The 21,638-nt window shown below is 63.7% G+C and carries 24 protein-coding genes; 14 read left to right on the plus strand and 10 right to left on the minus strand.

The window, feature by feature from the left end:
• Positions 1–25 precede the first annotated feature (25 nt).
• Together ACQKOE_RS02700 and ACQKOE_RS02705 are read left to right on the plus strand one after the other, a co-directional pair.
• On the plus strand, positions 26–460 hold the full coding sequence (locus ACQKOE_RS02700; RefSeq protein ID WP_427511443.1) for a vgr related protein: 435 nt from the start codon (positions 26–28) through the stop codon (positions 458–460).
• Between the two features lie 32 nt (positions 461–492).
• Complete coding sequence (locus ACQKOE_RS02705; RefSeq protein ID WP_427511444.1) at positions 493–930, plus strand: hypothetical protein; 438 nt, start codon at positions 493–495, stop codon at positions 928–930.
• A 3-nt stretch (positions 931–933) separates the two neighbouring features.
• Here the strand turns inward: ACQKOE_RS02705 and grpE are convergent, their stop codons facing one another.
• Entirely contained in the window at positions 934–1,500 is a 567-nt protein-coding gene (gene grpE, locus ACQKOE_RS02710) for a nucleotide exchange factor GrpE (protein ID WP_427511445.1), read from the minus strand.
• A gap of 17 nt (positions 1,501–1,517) precedes the next feature.
• A complete protein-coding gene (gene hrcA / locus ACQKOE_RS02715; protein ID WP_374590743.1) occupies positions 1,518–2,561 on the minus strand; it encodes a heat-inducible transcriptional repressor HrcA in 1,044 nt (347 codons plus the stop codon).
• Between the two features lie 132 nt (positions 2,562–2,693).
• Between hrcA and rph the strand changes: the two genes are divergently transcribed.
• Genes rph through ACQKOE_RS02735 form a run of 4 tightly spaced genes read left to right on the plus strand, consistent with a single transcriptional unit; the run spans position 2,694 to position 6,103 of the window.
• Positions 2,694–3,407 carry a ribonuclease PH gene (gene rph, locus ACQKOE_RS02720; protein ID WP_427511446.1) on the plus strand — a complete coding sequence of 238 codons (714 nt, stop codon included), beginning with the start codon at positions 2,694–2,696 and terminating at the stop codon, positions 3,405–3,407.
• A 2-nt stretch (positions 3,408–3,409) separates the two neighbouring features.
• Positions 3,410–4,039 (plus strand): RdgB/HAM1 family non-canonical purine NTP pyrophosphatase, encoded by a 630-nt coding sequence (gene rdgB / locus ACQKOE_RS02725; RefSeq protein ID WP_427511447.1) that lies wholly within the window; start codon positions 3,410–3,412, stop codon positions 4,037–4,039.
• A gap of 8 nt (positions 4,040–4,047) precedes the next feature.
• The gene (hemW, locus tag ACQKOE_RS02730; protein ID WP_427511448.1) at positions 4,048–5,199 is read left to right on the plus strand and encodes a radical SAM family heme chaperone HemW; all 1,152 of its coding nucleotides are present in this window, start codon (positions 4,048–4,050) and stop codon (positions 5,197–5,199) included.
• Between the two features lies 1 nt (position 5,200).
• Positions 5,201–6,103 carry a tyrosine recombinase XerC gene (locus tag ACQKOE_RS02735; RefSeq protein ID WP_427511449.1) on the plus strand — a complete coding sequence of 301 codons (903 nt, stop codon included), beginning with the start codon at positions 5,201–5,203 and terminating at the stop codon, positions 6,101–6,103.
• Here ACQKOE_RS02735 and ACQKOE_RS02740 read toward each other — a convergent pair.
• The 4 genes from ACQKOE_RS02740 to rsmI are packed head-to-tail and all read right to left on the minus strand — an operon-like array spanning position 6,100 to position 8,874.
• Positions 6,100–6,699 carry a DedA family protein gene (locus ACQKOE_RS02740; protein WP_427511450.1) on the minus strand — a complete coding sequence of 200 codons (600 nt, stop codon included), beginning with the start codon at positions 6,697–6,699 and terminating at the stop codon, positions 6,100–6,102. The genes ACQKOE_RS02735 and ACQKOE_RS02740 overlap by 4 nt on opposite strands.
• Positions 6,700–6,717: 18 nt before the next feature.
• Entirely contained in the window at positions 6,718–7,680 is a 963-nt protein-coding gene (gshB, locus tag ACQKOE_RS02745) for a glutathione synthase (protein WP_427511451.1), read from the minus strand.
• 16 nt (positions 7,681–7,696) lie between these two features.
• Complete coding sequence (locus tag ACQKOE_RS02750; protein WP_427511452.1) at positions 7,697–8,050, minus strand: YraN family protein; 354 nt, start codon at positions 8,048–8,050, stop codon at positions 7,697–7,699.
• Complete coding sequence (rsmI, locus tag ACQKOE_RS02755; protein ID WP_427511453.1) at positions 8,047–8,874, minus strand: 16S rRNA (cytidine(1402)-2'-O)-methyltransferase; 828 nt, start codon at positions 8,872–8,874, stop codon at positions 8,047–8,049. The genes ACQKOE_RS02750 and rsmI overlap by 4 nt, the downstream gene beginning before the upstream one ends.
• Before the next feature lie 53 nt (positions 8,875–8,927).
• On the opposite strand from rsmI, the gene ACQKOE_RS02760 reads away from it, so the two are divergent.
• Together ACQKOE_RS02760 and parE are read left to right on the plus strand one after the other, a co-directional pair.
• Positions 8,928–10,058 (plus strand): penicillin-binding protein activator, encoded by a 1,131-nt coding sequence (locus tag ACQKOE_RS02760; protein WP_427511454.1) that lies wholly within the window; start codon positions 8,928–8,930, stop codon positions 10,056–10,058.
• 56 nt (positions 10,059–10,114) lie between these two features.
• Positions 10,115–12,100: a DNA topoisomerase IV subunit B gene (gene parE, locus ACQKOE_RS02765; RefSeq protein ID WP_427511455.1), complete on the plus strand. Its 1,986-nt coding sequence runs from the start codon at positions 10,115–10,117 to the stop codon at positions 12,098–12,100.
• A 9-nt stretch (positions 12,101–12,109) separates the two neighbouring features.
• On the opposite strand, the gene ACQKOE_RS02770 is transcribed toward parE, so the two are convergent.
• The gene (locus ACQKOE_RS02770; RefSeq protein WP_427511456.1) at positions 12,110–12,751 is read right to left on the minus strand and encodes a Crp/Fnr family transcriptional regulator; all 642 of its coding nucleotides are present in this window, start codon (positions 12,749–12,751) and stop codon (positions 12,110–12,112) included.
• 275 nt (positions 12,752–13,026) lie between these two features.
• Between ACQKOE_RS02770 and ACQKOE_RS02775 the strand changes: the two genes are divergently transcribed.
• The 4 genes from ACQKOE_RS02775 to ACQKOE_RS02790 all read left to right on the plus strand — a co-directional run bounded on the left by ACQKOE_RS02775 (position 13,027) and on the right by ACQKOE_RS02790 (position 16,887).
• Positions 13,027–13,869 (plus strand): AAA family ATPase, encoded by an 843-nt coding sequence (locus ACQKOE_RS02775; protein ID WP_374590719.1) that lies wholly within the window; start codon positions 13,027–13,029, stop codon positions 13,867–13,869.
• A 25-nt stretch (positions 13,870–13,894) separates the two neighbouring features.
• Positions 13,895–15,076, plus strand: coding sequence for a vWA domain-containing protein (locus ACQKOE_RS02780; protein ID WP_427511457.1), 1,182 nt, complete (start codon positions 13,895–13,897; stop codon positions 15,074–15,076).
• A gap of 169 nt (positions 15,077–15,245) precedes the next feature.
• Complete coding sequence (gene ygiD / locus ACQKOE_RS02785) at positions 15,246–16,046, plus strand: 4,5-DOPA dioxygenase extradiol (RefSeq protein ID WP_427511458.1); 801 nt, start codon at positions 15,246–15,248, stop codon at positions 16,044–16,046.
• Between the two features lie 37 nt (positions 16,047–16,083).
• Complete coding sequence (locus ACQKOE_RS02790) at positions 16,084–16,887, plus strand: lipid II flippase Amj family protein (protein ID WP_427511459.1); 804 nt, start codon at positions 16,084–16,086, stop codon at positions 16,885–16,887.
• Here the strand turns inward: ACQKOE_RS02790 and ACQKOE_RS02795 are convergent.
• Genes ACQKOE_RS02795 through ACQKOE_RS02805 form a run of 3 tightly spaced genes read right to left on the minus strand, consistent with a single transcriptional unit; the run spans position 16,878 to position 19,927 of the window.
• Positions 16,878–18,161: a spinster family MFS transporter gene (locus ACQKOE_RS02795; RefSeq protein WP_427511460.1), complete on the minus strand. Its 1,284-nt coding sequence runs from the start codon at positions 18,159–18,161 to the stop codon at positions 16,878–16,880. The genes ACQKOE_RS02790 and ACQKOE_RS02795 overlap by 10 nt on opposite strands.
• 45 nt (positions 18,162–18,206) lie before the next feature.
• Entirely contained in the window at positions 18,207–19,403 is a 1,197-nt protein-coding gene (locus tag ACQKOE_RS02800) for an exo-beta-N-acetylmuramidase NamZ family protein (protein WP_427511461.1), read from the minus strand.
• A complete protein-coding gene (locus ACQKOE_RS02805; RefSeq protein ID WP_427511462.1) occupies positions 19,400–19,927 on the minus strand; it encodes a DOMON-like domain-containing protein in 528 nt (175 codons plus the stop codon). Before ACQKOE_RS02805 ends, ACQKOE_RS02800 begins: the two co-directional genes overlap by 4 nt.
• Positions 19,928–19,975: 48 nt before the next feature.
• On the opposite strand from ACQKOE_RS02805, the gene tyrS reads away from it, so the two are divergent.
• Complete coding sequence (gene tyrS, locus ACQKOE_RS02810; RefSeq protein ID WP_427511463.1) at positions 19,976–21,199, plus strand: tyrosine--tRNA ligase; 1,224 nt, start codon at positions 19,976–19,978, stop codon at positions 21,197–21,199.
• A gap of 91 nt (positions 21,200–21,290) precedes the next feature.
• Entirely contained in the window at positions 21,291–21,629 is a 339-nt protein-coding gene (locus ACQKOE_RS02815) for a PilZ domain-containing protein (protein WP_374590565.1), read from the plus strand.
• Positions 21,630–21,638: the final 9 nt, after the last annotated feature.

Below are 21,638 nucleotides of genomic sequence, written 5' to 3' on the forward strand. Positions count from 1 at the left end.
AGAGCGCCCGCTCACGCCGGGCGAAGTGGCCCTGGTCAGGTCCGTTTTCGGCCATGCGATTGATTGTGCGCGGGTGACGATCCGGCGGCGACGCTGGTTTCCCTTGCAGCCCCGCCGCGTAACCATGGCCCCGCGCGGGCATCTGCACTTTCACCCGGCCTCGCACAATTACCGTGACGATTTCAGCCAGGCGGACTTATCGCTCCAGGGGCATTTCATCCACGAGATGACCCACGTCTGGCAGGTCCAGCAGCGCGGCCCCTGGTTCCTGATCCTAAGCCGCCCTTTCTCGCGCCGCTATGACTACAGCCTGAAACCGGGCTGGCCGCTGGAGCGATACGGGATCGAGCAGCAGGCGGAGATCGTGCGCCATGCGTTTCTGCTGCGGCATGGGGTAAAACTGGCGGGAGTAGGCGATGCCGCCGCTTATGATTCGCTGGTGAATTTCGCGGTTTACTGAGAAGTCACACTTCTCCCATTATTCAACTGCGAATGAACGCACCAACAAACCCGCGCCCTGGTATTGACGCATTCCATCGCACCCGCAGCAGATGCATTGATGCCTTCTCGGAAGTCGAGCAGGCGCTGATCTGGATCATAGAACGCTCGGAAGGGAAGGTAGGTTCGGATTCGTTCGGTCAGAAACTGGAAAAGCTGCGCAAGGCGAAACCTTCTCCGACGCTCTCCAAAAGCCAAATCGAAAAGCTTAAGAAACTGATCGACGGCTGCTCCGCAATCAACGAGTTGCGGAACGACATCGTCCATTCGACACTGCAACTCGCTGTGATCGGAAATGATCAACGCGCCTGCTTCATCAACTCGCGGCAGTGCACCAGCGGCAGTCAGACCGCGCGACTCTTCTCCCTGGAAGGATTACGAGGCCTAACTGCCGAGATGACCGAACTGGCTAAAGAACTGCGCGCTCTTTGAAGGTCACTCCGGCTTCTTGGCCACGGCCACCATCGCGGGTCGCAGCAGGCGGTCCTTGATCATGTAACCGGCCTGGAGTTCCTGCAGCACGGTGCCGGGTTCGGCCTCGGCATGGGGGACTTCTAGCATGGCCTGGTGCTGGTTCGGATCGAGCGGCAAGCCGACCGCGGCGATGCGGCTGATGCCGTGGAGGCCGAAAACCTTGTCCAGTTCGCGGGCGGTTGCCTCGATCCCGGCGACGAGGTTCTTCAGCTTGTCATCCTCGCGCAGTTCGGCAGGGATCGAATCCAGCGCGCGCGAAAGATTGTCCGACACGGACAGGATATCGCGGGCAAAGGCGGTAGCGGCATAGGCGCGCGTGTCCGCAATGTCCTTTTCCAGGCGGCGGCGCACGTTCTGGGTTTCCGCCTTGGCATAGAGCACTTCCTGCTTGGCCGCTTCCAGATCGTCGCGCAGGCGGTCCAGCGCGTCGCCCAGCTTGTCGGTTTCCTTCTCCAGCATTTCTTCCGGAACGCCTGCCAATTCGGCTTCAACCGCGGGATCGCTCTGCGGCTTGGTATCTTCGCTCATGTCAGTCAAAAACCTGTCTATCCGATCAATTTGCCCAGCGACTGGGCCGTGAAATCCACCATGGGGACTAGCCGCGCATAATTCAACCGCGTCGGGCCGATAACCCCCACCACGCCGACCACGCGGCCATCGCGGTCACGATAGGGCGAGGCGATCACGGAAGAGCCGGAAAGCGCGAACAGCCGGTTCTCCGTCCCAATGAAAATCCGCGTTGCCTCCGCCTCTCGCGCAGAATCGAGCAGGTCGGCGATGGACTGCTTGCTTTCCAGGTCATCGAGCAGCAGCCGCACCCGCTCCAGATCGGTCAGCGCGGTTTCATCCAGCAGGTTGGCCTGGCCGCGCACGATCAGGACCGGACGGCTGAGCGCATCCTCGCTCCACACCGCCAGCCCGCGCTCCACCAGGTCGCGGCTTGCGGCGTCCAGCGCGGTCTGGCCAGAGGCAATCTCCGCCCGGATCGCACGCACCGCCTCGGGAAGTGTCCGGCCCGCAAGGTGTGCCGAAATATAGTTCGATGCCTGCTCCAGCACCGTGGGCGGCACTCCCGCAGGCAGGTTGACGACCCGGTTCTCGACCGCGCCGTCCACGCCGACCATCACGGCAAGCACACGGTCCGGCGCCAGCGGGACCAGTTGCAATTGCGCCAGTCGCGGCTCGCGCCGTGGTACCATGACCACTCCCGCAGCAGAGGACAGGTTGGAGAGCAGCGCGGATGTCGCCTCAAGCGCCGCTTCGATCGGGCCGGGCCGGGTAACGCTGCGCTCGATCGCGGCGCGCTCTTCCTCGCTCGGCTCGGCAACCTGCATGATCCCGTCCACGAACAAGCGCAGGCCTTGTTCGGTCGGCAGGCGCCCGGCAGAGGTGTGCGGCGCGGCGAGCAGGCCCAGCCCTTCCAGTTCATGCAGGACCGAGCGGATCGAAGCCGGCGAGAGGTTCAGGGCGCCCGCCCCGGCCAGGGTTTTCGATCCCACCGCCTGCCCGGTAGACAGATAGCCTTCCACCACCAGGCGAAAGATTTCGCGGGCGCGGGTGGTCAGTTCGGTGATCGGCGGCGTGGTCATGGTGATTCCCCCGCCTTTTAGCTGCCTGTCCCGGGCTTGTCGAAGGAGTGCCCTTCCCTTCTTGCGACTATTCAGTAAGGACGGCCTCGATATGCGCTGGGGGATCGGCCTTCCGTGCATCTGGAGATTGATATGCGACCTTCCGGCCGCGCGCCCGACGAGATGCGCGCCATCAGCTTTGAACCGCACTTTACCCGCCATGCGGAAGGTTCGGTTCTGGTCAGCTTTGGCCACACCAAGGTGATCTGCACCGCATCGGTGGAAGAGCGCCTGCCGCCATGGCTGCGCGGCAAGGGCGAAGGCTGGGTCACTGCCGAATATTCGATGCTGCCCCGCGCCACCCACACCCGCGGCGCGCGCGAAGCGGCAAAGGGCAAGCAGAGCGGGCGCACCCAGGAAATCCAGCGCTTGATCGGCCGCTCCTTGCGCGCGGTCTGCGATCTCAAGAAGCTGGGCGAGCGTCAGATCACCCTGGACTGCGACGTGATCCAGGCCGACGGCGGCACCCGCACGGCGGCCATTTCGGGCGCCTGGGTGGCGCTGCGCATTGCAGTGGACAAGCTGATGGCGCAGGGCCTCATCAACGACGATCCGCTGACCCGCAAGGTCGCCGCCGTCAGCTGCGGCATCTTCAACGGCAACCCGGTGCTGGATCTCGATTACGACGAAGACTCGTCGGCCGATGCGGACGCTAACTTCGTCTTGATCGAAGGCGGCCAGATTGCCGAGGTTCAGGCTACGGCGGAAGGCGCGACCTATGACGAAGAAGCGCTGCTGCGCCTGCTGCGCCTGGCCCGGATCGGCTGCGACCGGATCTTCGCGGCCCAGGGCGAGGCGGTAAAGTAAGCGTGATGCGCAGGCTCGGCTCGGAAACGCTGGTCATTGCCACGCACAATGCGGGCAAGCTGAAGGAAATCTCCGCACTGCTCGCGCCGTTCGGGATGAACTGCATTTCCGCCGGATCGCTGGGCCTGCCTGAACCTGCCGAGACCGGAACCACCTTCGTCGAGAACGCCCTGATCAAGGCGCGGGCGGCGGCGGAAGGTTCCGGCCTGCCCGCACTCGCCGACGATTCGGGCCTGTGCGTCGATGCCCTGGGTGGTCGTCCCGGCGTCTACACGGCGGACTGGGCCGAGCGGCAGTGGTTCGAGGGTCCGGCCGGGCGGGACTGGTACATGGCCATGGGCAAGGTCGAAGGGCTGCTGTGCGAACAGGGGCCAGAAGTCGACCGTTCCGGGCGCTTCGTCTGCGTCCTGGCCATTGCCTGGCCGGATGGCGAAAGCGCCGTCTATGAAGGCGAAGTGCGCGGCAGCCTGACCTGGCCCCCGCGCGGTACTCTCGGCTTTGGCTATGACCCGGTGTTCGTGCCGCAGGGGGGCAGCCAGACCTTTGCCGAGATCGATCCGGAGCAGAAGCACCGGATCAGTCACCGCGCCGATGCCTTCGCCAAGCTGGTCGCGGAGCAATTTGGCGGCTAGGAAGCGGCATGGCCCGCGCGCTTTACATTCACTGGCCGTTCTGCCTCGCAAAGTGTCCCTATTGCGACTTCAACAGCCACGTCCGCGATAGCGTCGACCATGATGCGTGGCAGGCCGCCCTGCTGGCTGACATGCGCCACGAAAATGAAGTTGCGGGCGGTGAGGCGCTGGATTCGATCTTTTTCGGCGGCGGCACCCCCAGCCTGATGCCGCCCGCCCTGGTCGAGACCCTGCTGCGCGAAGCGGAGCGCCTGTGGGGTTTTGCTCCGGGAATAGAGATCACGCTGGAGGGCAATCCTTCCTCGGTCGAAGCGGCAAACTATGCGGCCCTGGCCAGCGCGGGGATCAACCGCGTTTCGCTGGGCCTGCAATCGCTGGACGATTCCGCGCTGCGCTTTCTGGGACGCCTGCACAATGCCGACGAAGGGCTGCGCGCGCTGGATGTGGCGCAGCAGCGCTTTGCCCGCGTATCGTTCGATCTGATCTATGCCCTGCCCGGTCAGACGGCGGAGGATTGGGAGCGGGAACTGGCCCGCGCACTCTCCTTCGGCACCGGGCACTTGTCGCTTTATCAGCTGACCATCGAACCCGGCACGCGTTTCGCTACAATGGTCCGCCAGAACGATTTCCGGCCACTGGACGATGACGCGGCAGCGGACCTGTTCGACCTGACCCGCCGGATGACTGCCGCAGCGGGACTGCCGGCGTACGAAATCAGCAACCACGCCCGCCCCGGCGAGGAGAGCCGCCATAACCTGACCTATTGGCGCTATCACGATTATTGCGGGATTGGCCCGGGCGCGCATGGACGGCGCGGCGGGATGGCAACGGTGCGCCACAAAAAGCCGGAAAACTGGCTGGGCGCGGTCAGCGACAAGGGCAATGGTCTGGCCGAAGAACGTCCGCTATCTCAGGGCGACCAGGCATCCGAAGCCTTGCTGATGGGCCTGCGCCTGCGCGAAGGGATTGACCCGGTGGCTCTGGCCCGGCGGTTCGGATTTGATGCCGCAGAGCTGATCGACCAGGACAAGGCGGAATTTTACCTGCGCCAGAAACTGCTGTGGCAGGAGGCGGGGCGTCTTGGGGTGACCGAGGCCGGAATGGCATTGCTGGATGGCCTGCTTAGCGAACTGGTCTGTGCCGACCTGGTGGCGACGTAAGATGCGCTTGAGCACCCGTGCCGATCTGCTGTCCGCCTGGCACGGCCACCTGGCGCAGGGGCGCAGGCGGAGCGAGCATACGGTGCGGGCCTATGTCGCAACGGCGGCGCGGTTGCTCGATGCGTCCAGCCTGGACAGTTGGGACGCGATTGCCCGCCTGGACGCCGCCGCCCTGCGCCAGCAGCTCGCCCGCAGGCGCGCGGACGGGCTAACCAATGCCAGCGCCGCGCGCGAGCTTTCGGCGCTCAAGGGCTTCATCGCCTTTGCCCGCGAACAGGCCGGGATGCTTGATCCTGCACCGCCCCGGATGCGCGGGCCACGGGTAAAGAAGGGCATTCCCCGTCCCGTCACTCCAGACGAGGCGGTAAACCTTGCTGTGACGGTCGATGAAGACGCCAGCGAGGAGTGGATCGGCGCGCGCGACCGGGCGGTCCTGCTGCTGCTCTACGGCGCGGGGATGCGTATTGCCGAGGCGCTGTCGCTTACCGGAAGCGCCCTCCCGCTGGGCGAAACGTTGACGGTCACCGGCAAGGGGAACAAGCAGCGCGTGGTGCCCGTCCTGCCAATCCTGCGCGAGGCCGTGGCCGACTATGCGGCCAAATGTCCTTGGCCCTTGTCCAAGGATGGGCCGCTTTTTCGCGGGGCCAAGGGCGGCCCGCTATCCCAGGGTGTTGTGCAAAAGGCCATGGCCCGCGCGCGGGTCAGCCTGGGTCTGCCGCCCAGCGCCACGCCACACGCGCTGCGCCATTCTTTCGCCACGCATCTGCTAGGCGCCGGGGCAGACCTTCGCAGCCTTCAGGAATTGCTCGGCCATGCCAGCCTGGGCTCCACCCAGATCTACACCAAGGTCGATGCCGCAACGCTGCTCGACGTTTACCGCAATGCCCACCCGCGCGGGGATTAGCTGCGCGGTTTCCAGGTCAGGATGCGATAAACGTATCCCACCACGGCCAGGCCCAATCCACCAAAGATGATGATGTCCATGACCAGAGTGGAGCCTTTCAGGAACTCCGCCAGGAACTTGCCGCCCAGGATCAGCGCCACGTTCCAGATCGCCGCGCCGACAAAGGTGAACAGCAGGAACAGCCCTCGGTTCATGTGGGTGAGACCGGCCGGCAGCGAAATGATCGTGCGCAGGAATGGCGAGAAGCGCAGCGCAAAGACGATCCATTGGCCGTGGCGGCGGAAAAAGGCCGTGGCCTTCTCCACGTCCTCCCACTCCAGCGTCAGCCACCGGCCCCACCGGTCCACCAGCGGCTGCAAGCGGCGATAGCCCAGCTTGTCACCGATCATGAACCAGACGTAATTGCCCAGCGTCGAGCCGACCGTCCCGACCAGCAGCAGCGGCCAGAAGCTCATCGTACCGCGCGCCACGGCAACGCCGCCCAGCCCCATGATCACTTCGCTGGGGATCGGCGGAAAGACGTTTTCAATGACCATCAGGAAGAAGATTCCCCAATAGCCACCCTGCTCGATCAGGCGGAGGATGATTTCGTTCATGGAGTGGCGGGCGTTGGCTCAGCGCCCCATGACCGCATGACGGCGCTCGATCGCTTCCCAGATCAGGCCAGGCGTATCCGTGCCGTTGAAGCGATCGATCGCCATGATGCCGGTCGGCGAGGTCACGTTGATCTCGGTCAGCCACTTGCCGCCGATTACGTCGATGCCCACGAAAACCAACCCGCGTTCCTTCAATGCCGGGCCGAGCGCAGCGCAGATTTCCTCTTCGCGCGCGTTCAGCGAGGTTGGTTCGGCATAGCCGCCAGCTGCCAGGTTGGAGCGGAACTCCCCTTCCCCCGGACGGCGGTTGATCGCACCCGCCACTTCGCCATCGACCAGCACGATGCGCTTGTCGCCTTCGCTGATTTCGGGAAGGAAGGGCTGGAACATGTGGGGTTCAACCCAGGCATTGTCGAACAGTTCCAGCAAAGCACCCAGGTTCGATCCATCCGCCGGAATGCGCACCACGGCCTTGCCGCCATTGCCGTGCAGCGGCTTCATCACCAGGTCGCCGGGATAGCGCGCATGGAATTCGCGCACGTCCTCGATCCGCCGCGCGATCAGGGTAGGCGGCATGAAATGCGCAAAGTCCAGGACAAAGACCTTCTCCGGCGCATTGCGCACGCTGGCCGGATCGTTGACCACCAGGGTCTGCCCCTCAAGCCGTTCCAGCAGGTGGGTCGCCGTGATGTAGGACAGGTCGAACGGTGGGTCCTGCCGCATCAGCACGACGTCCACATCGGCAACCAGATCAATCTTGCGATATTCCCCGCGCGTGAAGTGCGCGCCCTCCACCCGCTGCACCGTTACCGGCGCGGCCCAGGCGGTGAGGCGCCCGCAATCATAGGCGAGCGTCTGGACCTGATATTCATAGACCGTGTGGCCGCGCTTCTGCGCTGCTTCGATCAGGGCAAAGCTGGAATCCCCGGCAATCTTGATGCTTTCCAGCGGGTCCATCTGGACCGCGACGCGTAGGGTCATGGCAACTTTGCTCCACTCACAAAATCAGGGCGTTCGCCATGTGGCGCGGGAAACGCCCCGGCGCAAGGAGGAGCACGTCGATCCGCTGCACATCGCCCGCCCTGACATAGCGCGGCGCAATCGCTTCAGCCGCTGCGGCAACGCGGCGCAGGCGATAGTGATCGACCGCCTGGTCCAGGTCCGCGGCGCTGGCCCGCCACTTCACTTCCACGAAGGCGACGACCCGCCCGCGCCGCGCCACCAGGTCCACTTCACCGCGCGGACTGCGCACCCGCTGTCCGACGATCCGCCAGCCTTTCAGGCGCAGGAACCAGGCAGCGAGCCATTCGCCGCGCCGTCCCCGTGCCTCGCGCTCGGCCCGGCTGCTCACTTCAATTCCATCGCCCGCGCGTAAAGCATCTTGCGGTCCAGTCCCGTGGCGCGCGCAACTTCAGCTGCGGCCTGGCTGGGCTTGCGATCCCGCAGCGCTTCCCTGAGCAGCTCGTCGGCATCCGCTGCGCTCACTTCACGCTCACCCGGCGGCCCGACGACCAGCACGATCTCGCCCTTGGGCGGATGCTGCGTGTAGTGACCGATCAGCTCGCTGGCCGAGCCGCTTCGGCATTCCTCGAACAATTTGGTCAGTTCGCGGGCGACGGCCACTTCGCGTCCGGGCAGGACTTCATCCACTGCCCCCAGCGTATCGAGCAGGCGCGGGCCGGTTTCATAAAACACAAGCGTTGCTTTCACCGCGCTCAGTTCAGCAAGAGTATCCCGCCGCGCCTTGTCCTTTGCAGGCAGGAAACCGGCAAAAAGGAAGCGGTCGCTGGGCAATCCGGCAAGAGTAAGGGCCGTGATCGCAGCGCTGGCCCCCGGTATCGAGGTAACCGCAATCCCCGCTTCCCGCGCTGCACGGACCAGCTTGTAACCCGGGTCCGAAATCAAGGGAGTGCCCGCATCGCTGACCAGGGCGATGGCCTGCTCTGCGGCCAGCGCCAGCAAGTGATCCCGCGTCGCATCGCTGGCGTGATCGTCATAGCGGATCAGCTTGGCCTTCTTGCCGATGTGCTGCATCAGCTTGCCGGTTACGCGGGTATCCTCACAGGCCACCGCAGCTACGGCACCGAGTACCGCCGCCGCGCGCGTCGAAAGGTCGCCCAGATTGCCAATCGGAGTGGCGACGATGTACAGCCCGGGTTTTAGCGCTTGATCCATTGGCGCACCATGGACTGCCGACGAGGGAGCGACAAGGGATGTTCAAACCGCGAATGACACGCAGGGCCATGACCCTGCTGATTGGCGTGGCTGTCGTTTCCGGTTGCAGTGTCATTCCCAAGGGACCGCGCGGCGCACCGACCAGCGAAGAGGGCCCGAACGATGGCCTGCCGCCAGACAAGGCACGCCACCGCGTCGCCCTGCTGGTGCCGCTGACCGGACCGGGCGGCGAACTGGGCCAGTCGATTGCGAATGCCACGACCATGGCCATCCTTGACACCAATGCCCAGACGGTGCGGATCACCACCTATGACACCAGCGGCGGTGCCAGCGAGGCTGCCAAGCGCGCCTTGCAGGAAGGCAATCGCCTGATCCTGGGGCCGATGCTGACTGAGGACATCTCGTCCGTGGCGGGTGTTGCGCGCTCTGCCAAGGTGCCGCTGATAACCTTCTCCAGCGATCCCCGCGCCGCGGCGCGCGACGTGTTCATCATGGGCAACACGCAGGAAAGCTCGATCCTGCGGGTCGTGCAATTCGCTCGGGCAAAGGGCGTGAACCGGTTTGCCCTGCTTGCCCCCAAGGGCGAATTCGGGAGCCGCGCCACCTCTGCCTACAACAATGCGGTGCGGATCGCGGGAGGCACCGTGGTTGCCAGCGACAGCTATGACCGGGGCAACAACTCGATCCTCAGCGCCGCCTCGCGCCTGAAAGCCAAGGGCGGTTTCCAGGCGGTGCTGATCGCCGATACGCCCAAGGCCGCCGCCCAGGCCGCGATCCGCCTGCGCGGCACAAAGGGCCTGCGCATCCTGGGTACTGACCTGTGGAGCGGCGATCCCATCGTTAGCAATTCCGCTGCCCTGCGCGGCGCATGGTTCGCGGCCCTGCCCGACACCCGCTACCGTCAATTCGCGACCAGTTATCAGACGCGCTTCAGTTCTGCCCCCTACCGCCAGGCGACCATGGGTTACGATGCGGTGCTGCTGACCGTGCGCATTGCCCGCGAATGGCGCGGCGGAACCCCCTTCCCTGCGGCGCGGCTGGCCGATAGCGGCGGCTTCCTGGGGCTGGACGGCCCGTTCCGGTTCGGCCTGGACGGCACCGTGGAACGCGCGCTGGAAGTGCGCGAAACCCGCGCTGGCGGCGTCACCATCGTCAGCCCCGCGCCCGAGAAATTCGTGGACTGACGAAAACCTTGGCGCTGCGCTTGCGCGCTTGAATCCAAGCGTTCTATAGCCGCGGCATGTCTGATGACCTGTTCGACAAACTTCCCGTCAGCACGGGCGAAAGCTACGATGGCAGCGCGATCGAAGTGCTGGAGGGGCTTGAGCCGGTTCGCCGCCGCCCGGGCATGTATATCGGCGGGACAGACGAACGCGCCTTTCACCACCTCGCTGCCGAAGTGCTCGACAATGCGATGGACGAGGCCGTGGCAGGCCATGCGAACCGGATCGAGGTGACGCTGGAAGAAGGCAACCGGCTCACCATCACCGACAATGGTCGCGGCATTCCGGTGGATGAGCATCCGAAGTATCCTGGCAAGTCCGCGCTGGAAGTGATCCTGACCACGCTCCATTCGGGCGGCAAGTTTTCGGGCAAGGCCTATGCCACGTCGGGCGGCCTGCACGGGGTCGGCGTTTCGGTGGTCAACGCGCTTTCCACGCTCACCCGGATCGAGGTGGCGCGGAACAAGGAGCTGTTCGCGCAGGAATTCTCGCGCGGGGTGCCGCTGGGTCCGCTCCAGCGCCTGGGCGGCACGCCCAATCGGCGCGGAACCTCAGTGACCTTCGTGCCCGATCCGGAAATCTTTGGCGAGGATGCCAAGTTCAAGCCGGGCCGGTTGTTCAAGCTCGTCCGGTCCAAGGCCTATCTCTTTGCCGGGGTCGAGATCCGCTGGAAATGCGCTACCTCGCTGGCCAGCGAGGACGTGCCGGCAGAGGCCGTGTTCCAGTTCCCTGGCGGTCTGGCCGATCACCTGAAGGAGCAGATCGGCGCGCGCGAATGCGTGACGACGCAGTTCTTTTCCGGCACCCAGGACTTCCCCGGCGACCAGCAGGGCCGCGTCGAATGGGCTGTCGCCTGGCCGCTGTGGTCGGATGGGTCCTACAGCTATTACTGCAACACCATCCCCACGCCCGATGGCGGTACGCACGAACAGGGCCTCCGCGCCGCGTTGACCAAGGGCATCCGCGCCTTTGGCGAACTGGTCGGGCAGAAGAAGTCCAAGGACATCTCGCCCGAAGACGTCATCACCGGCAGCGAAGTGATGCTGTCCGTATTCATCCGCGATCCCCAGTTCCAGAGCCAGACCAAAGACCGCCTGACCAGTCCGGAAGCCGCGCGCATGGTCGAGAACGCGATCCGCGATCACTTCGACCATTTCCTGGCTGACAACATGGAGCGCGGCAAGGCGCTGCTCGGCGCGATCATGGAGCGCATGGACGAACGCCTGCGCCGCAAGGCCGAGCGTGAAGTCAAGCGCAAGACCGCGACCAATGCCCGCAAGCTGCGCCTGCCCGGCAAGCTGACCGACTGCACCGGCGAAGGTGATGCCGAAACCGAGCTGTTCATCGTCGAAGGGGACTCGGCAGGCGGCTCGGCCAAGCAGGCGCGCGACCGCAAGACCCAGGCCATCCTGCCGATCCGCGGCAAGATCCTGAACGTCGCCAGCGCCACAGCTGACAAGATCCGCGCCAACAGCGAAATCGCCGATCTGGGCCTGGCCCTTGGCTGCGGCTTCCGCAAGGACTGCAATCCGGACAACCTGCGCTATGACCGCATCGTCATCATGACCGACGCGGACGTGGACGGCGCCCACATCGCCACCTTGCTGATGACCTTCTTCTTCCAGGAAATGCCGGAAGTGGTCCGGCGCGGGCACCTCTACCTCGCGCAGCCGCCGCTCTACCGCCTGACTTGCGGCAAGGAGAGCGCCTACGCCCGCGACGACGCGCACCGCGCCGAACTGGAAGCCACGCGCTTCAAGGGCAAGAAGGTGGAAGTCGGCCGGTTCAAGGGTCTGGGCGAAATGAACCCGCAGCAATTGCGCGAAACCACGATGGACCCCGCCAAGCGCAGCCTGCTGCGCATTACCCTGCCGCCCGAGTATGAAGGCCGCGCGGCGGTGAAGGATCTGGTCGACCGGCTGATGGGCCGCGATCCAGCGCAGCGCTTCATGTTCATCCAGAACCGCGCTGCAGAGATCGATCCGGAAATGATCGACGCCTAGTACGCCGTTCTATCGGTTCAATTGGCCGTTCAGCCATCCGCGCAGCCCGTGTGGATCAATCACGCGTACCCGCCGATAACCTGTCTCTACAAAACCCAGTTGCTTCAGGTTGGCGAGGCACTTCGAGACGGTCATCGTCGTTACCCCCAGCACGCCGGCCAGGTCTTCCTGCAAGCAGAACAGCGACGATGGGTCCTTCGCCCGCCTGTGCATCGCCATCAGCGTCTTGGCCAGATGGACTTCGCGCGGCAGGCTCCGCAGATCGTCGTTCATCTCCATGGTGCCCATCAATCGCAGCGCCACCGTGCGATAGAGAGCGATCATGACCTCGGGAATTTCCAGAACCCGTTGAAACGCCCTCTCGTCATATATGTCGAGGACCGTATCGCCGACCGCGAAAGCATCGTGCGTCTTGACCTTGCGCCGGCTGAACAGCTGAAGGTCGCCGATGTTCTGCCCCTTGAGCACCATGGTGACCATGGTTTGGGTGCCGTTGGCGCGGAGCCGGCAGAGCCGCACCGCGCCCTCGATGACGATGGCCATATAGGCGGGATCGCCCGCGCTGTGGATCAGTTCCTGATCCCGGAACTGCCGCCTTTGCCCGATCTCAGCCAGCCGCGCGCGCACAGCCGGGGAGAGGTCGTCCAGCAAATTCGGGCCCGCCAGTGAAATCATTGAATCCCACGTTAAGATATTAAACTATTTTATATTCTAGTGTCTGCACCGCGCCTAGACCGCCAGTCAAGTTTCGCCCCTTTGGGTCGCACAACCCGCACAGGGTTGCCGGGGGCAACGGGCGTCGCGCCAGCGGGTGCGGCGCCCGTCTTTGCGTTCGCCCCAGAGGATTGCCGCTGCCCTCTTGCCAGCGTTGCGGAAGCGACCTATCCCACCACTTAACCGCACGATTAAAAGGACAGGGAGTTCCCATGCGCTTCGAAGGTACCAGCAACTATGTTGCGACGGACGATCTCAAGGTTGCTGTAAACGCCGCAGTGCTGCTTCGCCGCCCCCTTCTCGTCAAGGGTGAGCCTGGCACCGGCAAGACCGTTCTGGCCCATGAAATCGCCAAGGCCGTCAATGCCCCGCTGATCGAATGGAACGTGAAGTCGACCACCAAGGCGCAGCAGGGCCTCTACGAGTATGACGCCGTGGCCCGCCTGCGCGATGGCCAGCTGGGCGATGAGCGCGTCCACGACATTCGCAACTACATCAAGAAGGGCAAGCTGTGGGAAGCCTTCACTTCCGAAAAGCTGCCGGTCCTGCTGATCGACGAAATCGACAAGGCGGACATCGAATTCCCGAACGACCTGCTTCAGGAACTCGATCGCATGTCGTTCGACGTCTACGAAACCCACGAGACGATTGCGGCCAAGGAGCGCCCGATCGTGGTGATCACGTCGAACAACGAAAAGGAACTGCCTGACGCTTTCCTGCGCCGCTGCTTCTTCCACTACATCAAGTTCCCTGACCGTGAGACGATGCAGTCGATCATCGACGTGCACTTCCCCGGCATCCAGAAGACCCTCGTTTCGAAGGCGATGGACATCTTCTACGAAGTTCGTGAAGTCCCCGGCCTGAAGAAGAAGCCTTCGACCAGCGAACTGCTCGACTGGCTCAAGCTGCTGCTCAACGAAGACATGCCGCTCGACGTGCTGCAGCAGAAGGACCCGACCAAGGCGATCCCGCCGCTCCATGGCGCCCTGCTGAAGAACGAGCAGGACGTGATGCTGTTCGAACGCCTGGCCTTCATGGCCCGCCGCCAGAACTGATCCGAGCCGGAAAGGGACTGCTCCCGTGTTTTTCAATTTCGTCGACGAACTGCGCGCCGCAGGCATCAAGGCCAGCTTCAAGGAGCACCTGATGCTGCTGGAGGCGCTCGACAAGGACGTGATCGAGCAGACGCCGGAGCAGTTCTATTACCTCTCCCGCGCGGTTTTCGTGAAGGACGAGGGCCTGCTCGACAAGTTCGACCAGGTCTTCAACAAGGTGTTCAAGGGTATCCTGACCAATTACGGCCAGAACCCCGTAGACATTCCCGAGGACTGGCTGAAGGCCGTCGCCGAGAAATTCCTCACGCCCGAGGAAATGGCCGCGATCGAAAAGCTCGGTTCCTGGGAGGAGATCATGGAGACGCTGAAAAAGCGTCTTGAGGAACAGCAGAAGCGCCACGAAGGCGGCAACAAGTGGGTTGGCACCGGTGGGACCAGTCCGTTCGGCAACAGCGGCTACAACCCTGAAGGCGTGCGCGTCGGCGGAGAAAGTAGGCACAAGCGCGCGCTGAAGGTGTGGGAAAAGCGCGAGTTCCAGAACCTCGACAACACGCGCGAGCTGGGTACCCGCAACATCAAGGTGGCGCTGCGCCGCCTGCGCCGTTTTGCGCGTGAAGGTGCAGCGGATGAGCTGGACCTGGAAGGCACGATCGAAGGCACGGCGCGGCAGGGCTGGCTCGACATCCGCATGCGTCCCGAAAAACGCAATGCGGTGAAGGTCCTGCTGTTCCTGGACGTTGGCGGATCGATGGACCCGTTCATCAAGCTGGTCGAGGAACTGTTCAGCGCGGCCACGGCGGAATTCAAGAATCTGGAGTTCTTCTACTTCCACAACTGCCTCTACGAAGGGGTATGGAAGGACAACAAGCGCCGCTGGAGCGAGCGGACCAATACCTGGGACATCCTCCACAAGTACGGTCACGACTACAAGATCATCTTCGTCGGCGATGCGGCGATGAGCCCCTACGAAATCACCCATCCGGGCGGTTCGGTGGAGCATTTTAACGAGGAATCCGGCGCGGAATGGCTGAAGCGCGTCGCGCACGTCTATCCCGCCACGGTGTGGATCAACCCGGTCCCGGAAAAGCAGTGGTCCTATTCGCAGTCGACCAAGATGATCCGGGAACTCATCGGCGGGGCGATGTATCCGCTGACGCTGGAAGGGCTGGACAACGCCATGCGGGAACTGACGCGGAAGAAGCATTAAGGGTCTAGCCAAGGGTTCCCCATCCCCGCTCAGGCTGAGCTTGTCGAAGCCGGGTTGCGCCCAACAGGGGCAGCCCTCCGACACCCTCAGGACGCGCGGGAATTCCGGACTTGCATCGACTAAATAAACCTTTGCTTGATCCGGCCATGCCGCTCCCCACATTGGGGCCATGACCGACCGCCTCCCCGCCCTGTTCCTTGGCCATGGCTCGCCCATGACCGTGATTTCCGATGTTCCCGAACGCGCTGCCTGGCAGGCGCTGGGCAAGGCCCTGCCCCGGCCCAAGGCAATCCTGTGCGTCTCGGCCCACTGGGAAACGCAGGGAAAAAGCCACGTAACCACCGGCGATACCCCGCGCACCATTCATGACTTTCGTGGCTTCCCGAACGAACTCTACGCCATGCAGTACCCGGCTCCTGGCTCGGCGGCCCTGGTCGAACGCGTGGTCGAACTGCTCGGCGAAGAGCGCGTCCATCGCGATGACAGCTGGGGTTTCGACCACGGCTCCTGGGGCGTGGTGCAGCCGATGTTCCCGGCAGCCGACATTCCGATGATCCAGTTCAGCCTGGACCGGATGGCATCTCCGCAAGAGCATCTGGCGCGTGCGGCGGCGCTCGCTCCCCTGCGCGATGAAGGCGTGCTGATCGTGGCCAGCGGCAACGTGGTCCATAACCTTGCGCTGTGGCGGCAGTACGCGGGAAGTCGGCCAGACTGGGCCGTATCGTTCCAGTCGCGCATTACCGAAGCTGTGCGGTCCGCAGACACCTCTGCATTGACGCAATTCGCTTCGGACGATCAGGCCGCAGCCGCCGCGATCAACAGCGCCGAACACTACCTGCCCCTGCTCTACGCGGTCGGCTCGCGCCTTCCGGGAGACGAGGTTGGCGTGTTCAACGATACCATTGACGGGGCGCTATCCATGACCAGCTACCTGATCGGCGACCCTGTGCTGTTGAAGACAGTGCACTGACACTGGCGCGCCGCGCGGCGCGGGATTAGGTCGCGGTATGGACGGCCAATTGCTTATCATCTGCCTGCTGACTGCCGCGATCAACCTGATCGGCACGCTGGCCTATTCCGCGCGCATTGCCGGGGTTCGCACCCGGCGGATAGCGCTTAGCTTTGCGCTGTTTAACATGCTGGTCCTCGTCAGCAGGACGTCCAATTCATTCCTCGGGCCGTTCCTGGCCAAACGGATCGAAACGCGCATTGCCGAAGGGGGCGGAGATTCCCTGTTTGCCGATTTCCAGTTGGTGCTCGGTTCGGCCAGCCTGGCGGTCGCCGTGGGCATCTTCCTGGTTCCGACCGGCCAGCGCCTGTTTTCCCGCGCCATCGGCTATTTCCAGGAGCACCGCTCGACCGCCCGTCTTTTGCTCAAAACCGCAACGCCGACCGGGTTAAAGGCCGTGCGTGATGCGCTGCACCCGCCCTCGCTCGGCCAATTGCGCAGCCTGGTCAAGGAACGGGGCGTCAGCTGGAACGTGCTGCTGGCCAATTGCCTGGCCCAGGCGCTGCTGACCGTCGGGGTGATTGCCTCGCTCTATGCGGGCTATCTCAATCCCGATTTCCGCGTCACGGCGAGCCAGCTTTCCGCTGTGATCAACGGCTTTGCCACGATCCTGCTGTTCGCCCTGATCGACCCGCAGCTTTCGGTCATGACCGACGACGCGGTGGAAGGCCGGGTCAGCGAGGCGCTGTTTCGCCGAACCATCGTGTGGATCAGCTTCAGCCGCCTCGCCGGGACATTGCTGGCGCAGTTGCTATTCCTGCCCTCGGCAATGCTGATTGCCTGGATCGCCAATTACGTGTGACGATCCAGCTCCGCATGGAGACGCGGACGCAGCATCCAGAACAGGATCGCCGGGATCAGCCCCAGCACAGCCGCGCCGTATAGCACGTAGCGGACCGAGTTCTCGCCAAATTCAGGCCGCAGCCAGTCGGACAGGATGCCGAAGAACAGCGGGCCAAGGCCCAGGCCGATCAGGTTCTGTCCGAACAATAGCAGGGCGCTGGCCGTAGCGCGGTGGCGCAGCGGCACCAGCCCCTGAGCCGAGGAATAGACCGGGCCATAGTAAAGCGAATTCAGCACGGTCGGGATCATCAGCAGCAACAGCGACATGCGCCAGTCGGTGGCGAAATAGGCCGAAATCGCGACGGGGATGGCCAACGCCATGCCGATGGCAGGCGCGGTGACGACGTGGCGGCGGTCGATCTTGCCGAAGCGGTCGGCCAGCCAGCCGCCTAGCCAGGTCCCGAAGATACCGGCAACGCCGCCCCACAGGCCGAACCAGAAGCCGACTTCGCCCGGCGAAAGTCCATGGCTGCGCTGGAAGAAGATCGTGGTCCAGGTGCTCTTGCCATAGGACAGGAACGCGCTGGCCGATGCTGCCATCAGCAGCATGACATAGGCGGGGGAGCGCAGCAGTTCAGCAACGGCGGCGAAGATGCTTTCGCCCTGGGTTACGGCATGATCGGCGCGGGTAATGCGGCCCTTGTCCTTCACCACCGCCAAGACGACCAGCGCGAGGAAAACCCCCGGCAGGCCGACGATCATGAACGCCTTGCGCCAACCGAGCGTGTCAGCCAGGACGCCGCCAATCATCATGCCCAGCAGCGAACCGATGGGAATGCCCAGCGCATAGAATGCCATGGCGCCAGGACGACGCTCAGCCGGAACGCGGTCCGCAATCAGCGAGTGCGCCGCCGGGGTGCAGCCCGCCTCGCCCACGCCGACCCCGATCCGGGCCAGCAGCAACTGGAAGAAATTCTGCGCCAGCCCGCACAGCGCGGTCATGGCCGACCAGATGGCCAGCGCCACGGCGATCAGGCGCCCGCGATCCGTGCTCGGCTTGTCCGCATAGCGCGCGATGGGCAGCCCCAGCACCGTGTAGAATAGCGCAAAGGCCAGACCCGTCATCAATCCGACCTGGGTATCCGTCAGGCCCAGATCCTTGCGGATCGGTTCGGCAAGGATGTTGACGATCTGGCGGTCCAGGAAATTGAAAATGTAAACGACCAGCAGGGTCCACAGCATCAGCCGGGTTGGTCCATCCAGTTTGGCGATTGCGCCTGCTTTTCCAGTCATTACCTCTCCATGTTCTGTTTCATCGTTCAATATCGGGCCGCAGCCTTAATAGAGCAGGAACGGTTTTACCGCCTCGCGCCATGTCGCTTCATTGGCCGCTGTCAAATCGTCCAGATCGGCCGGCCGGGCGTCAGGATTGTCGACCCATTCGCGCAGGGCCGGACCGCCATTGATCACGTCAATCGCCAGGCGCTCAAACTCGTACTCATAGGGAAAGTCGCGCCAGAGTGGGTAGTCCGGGTGCAGGTTGCGGATCGCCTTGAACGCCAGCGCCTGCAAGCGCCACGGACGGAACGCGTGATGGTCATAGAACTTGCCCTCGGCATGGATCATCAAGCCGCTGCACAGCTCTCCGGCATGCTTGTGGAACGTCGGCGTGAACCAGCATTCGCGCAAGGCGCATCCCGTCAGCCACTCCGGCGCAATGCGCTCCATTTCGGCCAGGACCTCCCTGGCATTGAGGTCCGGCGCGCCGAACAGCACTTCCAGCGGCCGCGTGGTGCCGCGCCCTTCGGACAGGGTCGCCCCTTCCAGCATGACGGTTCCGGCATAGGCCCGCGCCATGTTCAGGCTAGCCGCGTTTGGGCTTGGGTTGATCCAGATCCGGCTTTCCGGCCAGCCAAAGCCGGGGCCTTCCGGCTGCCAGCCGTCCATCGCGATCACGCGGTAGGGCACGTCCAAGCCAAAGTGAGCGATGAACCAGTGACCCATTTCGCCCATGGTCAGCCCGTGGCGCATCGGCATGGGCCCTGCCCCGACGAAGCTTTCCTGGCCCGGAACCAGCAGGGTTCCCTCAACCGGGCGTCCGGCGGGATTGGGCCGGTCCAGCACCCAGACCTCCTTGCCCGAACCGGCTGCGGCCTCCAGCAGATAGAGCAGCGTCGTGACGAAGGTGTAGATCCGGCAACCGAGGTCTTGCAGGTCGAACAGGAACACGTCCGCCGTGTCCATCATGGCCGCAGTCGGGCGGCGCACTTCGCCATAGAGGCTGAAAACCGGGATGTTGTAGGTGGGATCGATCTCGTCCGCCGTTTCGACCATGTTGTCCTGCTTGTCGCCCTTCAGCCCGTGCTGCGGGCCAAAGGCCGAAGTCACGTTGACCCCGGCAGCGATCATCGCGTCGAGCGAATGGACCAGGTCTTCGGTGACGCTGGCCGGATGGGCCACCAGGGCAACCCGCTTGCCTTCAAGCGGTTGGCGGAGAGACGGGTCTGCCAGCAGGCGATCAATGCCGAACTTCATGCTTCTCCCGGTGCCGGAAGCATAGCGGCAAAGCAAGCGGCGTGATGAAAATCCGGCTGCCCATTTGCATGGGCAAGCGCCCAATAGCTTTTGGCGCCGTCCGCTTCTTCCACGACTGCCGTAAGGGAAAGCTTGCCAGACAAACCGGTGACATCAATTGTTGCGGCAACTTCGAAAAAATCTTCGCCTTTATCGCACAAGATTAGCGGAGGCGAAGTATCCCGGTCCCGCATTCCAGCGCGATAACTGTCGAAAGCATATGCCGCCCAGGCACCGGATGGGGAGAAGTTGAACTCGCAATAGGAACCATCCGCGCGGGCAATGAAGGCTTCCATGCAGGTGTGTTGCCACAGCCCGTCCATCCGCACCGGATCGGCGCTTTTCGGCAAACGCAGTTGATCCGGCGGACAGGCGATCCGGTAGCGTAGCGACAGCGCATCGCCTTTGCGCGCCACCGCTACCGCGATGCCCCGGACATGGACTGCCGGGGTGTCCGGATGGCAAAGCAGGTCGAACGTTTCCAAACCGGTTTCCCCGTGCTAGGCGCGCGCCCGGAATCCCGGAAGGCTGCCATGACTTACAACTCGTCCCTGCTCCGCCTGCTCGAAGAGCGCGGCTACATCCACCAGATGACCGATGCGGAAGGGCTTGATGCCCTCGCCTCGAAGCAGATCGTGCCGGGCTATATCGGCTTCGATGCCACCGCGCCATCGCTCCATATCGGCTCGCTGGTCCAGATCATGCTGCTGCGCCGCCTGCAACAGACCGGGCACAAGCCAGTCGTGCTGATGGGCGGCGGGACCACGCGCATCGGCGACCCCACCGGGCGTGACGAGAGCCGCAAGATGCTGTCGAACGAGACGATCGACGCCAACATTGCCTCGATCAAGACGATCTTCGATCGCCTGCTGACCTTTGGCGACGGGCCGACCGATGCAGTCATGGTCAACAACCACGACTGGCTGGGCAAGCTGGGTTACATCGAACTGCTGCAGGAAGTGGGCACGCACTTCACCGTCAATCGGATGCTGACCTTCGATTCGGTCAAGCTGCGGCTTGAGCGCGAACAGCCGATGACCTTCCTGGAATTCAACTACATGATCCTCCAGGGCTATGATTTCCGCCACATGGAAAAGCACATGGGCGTCCGCTTGCAGATGGGCGGCAGCGACCAGTGGGGCAATATCGTCAACGGGATCGAACTGGCCCGCCGGATGGACGGCGTGGAAGTTTTCGGCGTAACCACTCCGCTGCTCACCACGGCTGACGGCGCCAAGATGGGCAAGACGGCGGCCGGCGCGGTCTGGCTGAACGAGGATGCCCTGCCCGCCTGGGATTTCTGGCAATACTGGCGCAATGTCGATGACCGCGACGTCGGCAAGTTCCTGCGTCTCTTCACCGACCTGCCGCTTGACGAGATTGCGCGGCTGGAAGCTCTGCAAGGCAGCGAGATCAATGCCGCCAAGGTGGTGCTGGCCAACGAAGTGACCCGGCTGTGCCGCGGCGACGATGCAGCCAAGGCGGCCGAAGCAACGGCATCGGCAACCTTTGCCGGCGGCGGCCTTGGCGCGGACTTGCCGGTGCTGGACGTTCCGGCAGGAGGAATCGGCATTATCGACGCCTTGGTCGGCATTGGCTTTGCCGCAAGCCGCGGCGAAGCCAAGCGCCTGGTTGCAGGCGGCGGTGCCCGCGTCGATGGCGAGGCGGTGAGCGACGAAGCCCTTCATATTACAGTGGAAGGCGAGGTTCGCATTTCCTCCGGAAAGAAAAAGCACGGCATCCTGCGACAGGTCTGAACCGGCAAAATCTTGCCGGAGTTTACCCAATCTTTGCCATTTCCCGGCAAAAGTGCCTCCACTGAAAACAATCCCGGAGGCGTGCGCCATCATGAGCGCGGGAGCACAACTGACTGTCACCGACCTGCGCCGTGCGGCGCGGCACCCGGTTGACCACAAGGTTATTGGTGAGCATCGCCGCCTGGGCGACGTGCCGCTGCATATCGTGAACCTGTCCGCCCATGGCTTCATGGTCGAAGGCAGCACTGAATTGCAGCGGGGCGAGCGCGTCAATATCCGCCTCCCCGAAATCGGCCGGATCGAAGCGCACCTGATCTGGTCGGCCGAAGGACGGTCCGGATTCCAGTTCGAGCGGATCATCCGCCTCGACGACTTCATGCGCATGATCGACATGTTGCAACCCAATCCGCGCCTGCGCCGCCGCCGCTGAAAGCACGGG

It is taken from the genome of Novosphingobium sp. NPDC080210, from assembly GCF_050281025.1.
In the GTDB taxonomy this organism is placed as follows: Bacteria; Pseudomonadota; Alphaproteobacteria; order Sphingomonadales; family Sphingomonadaceae; genus Novosphingobium.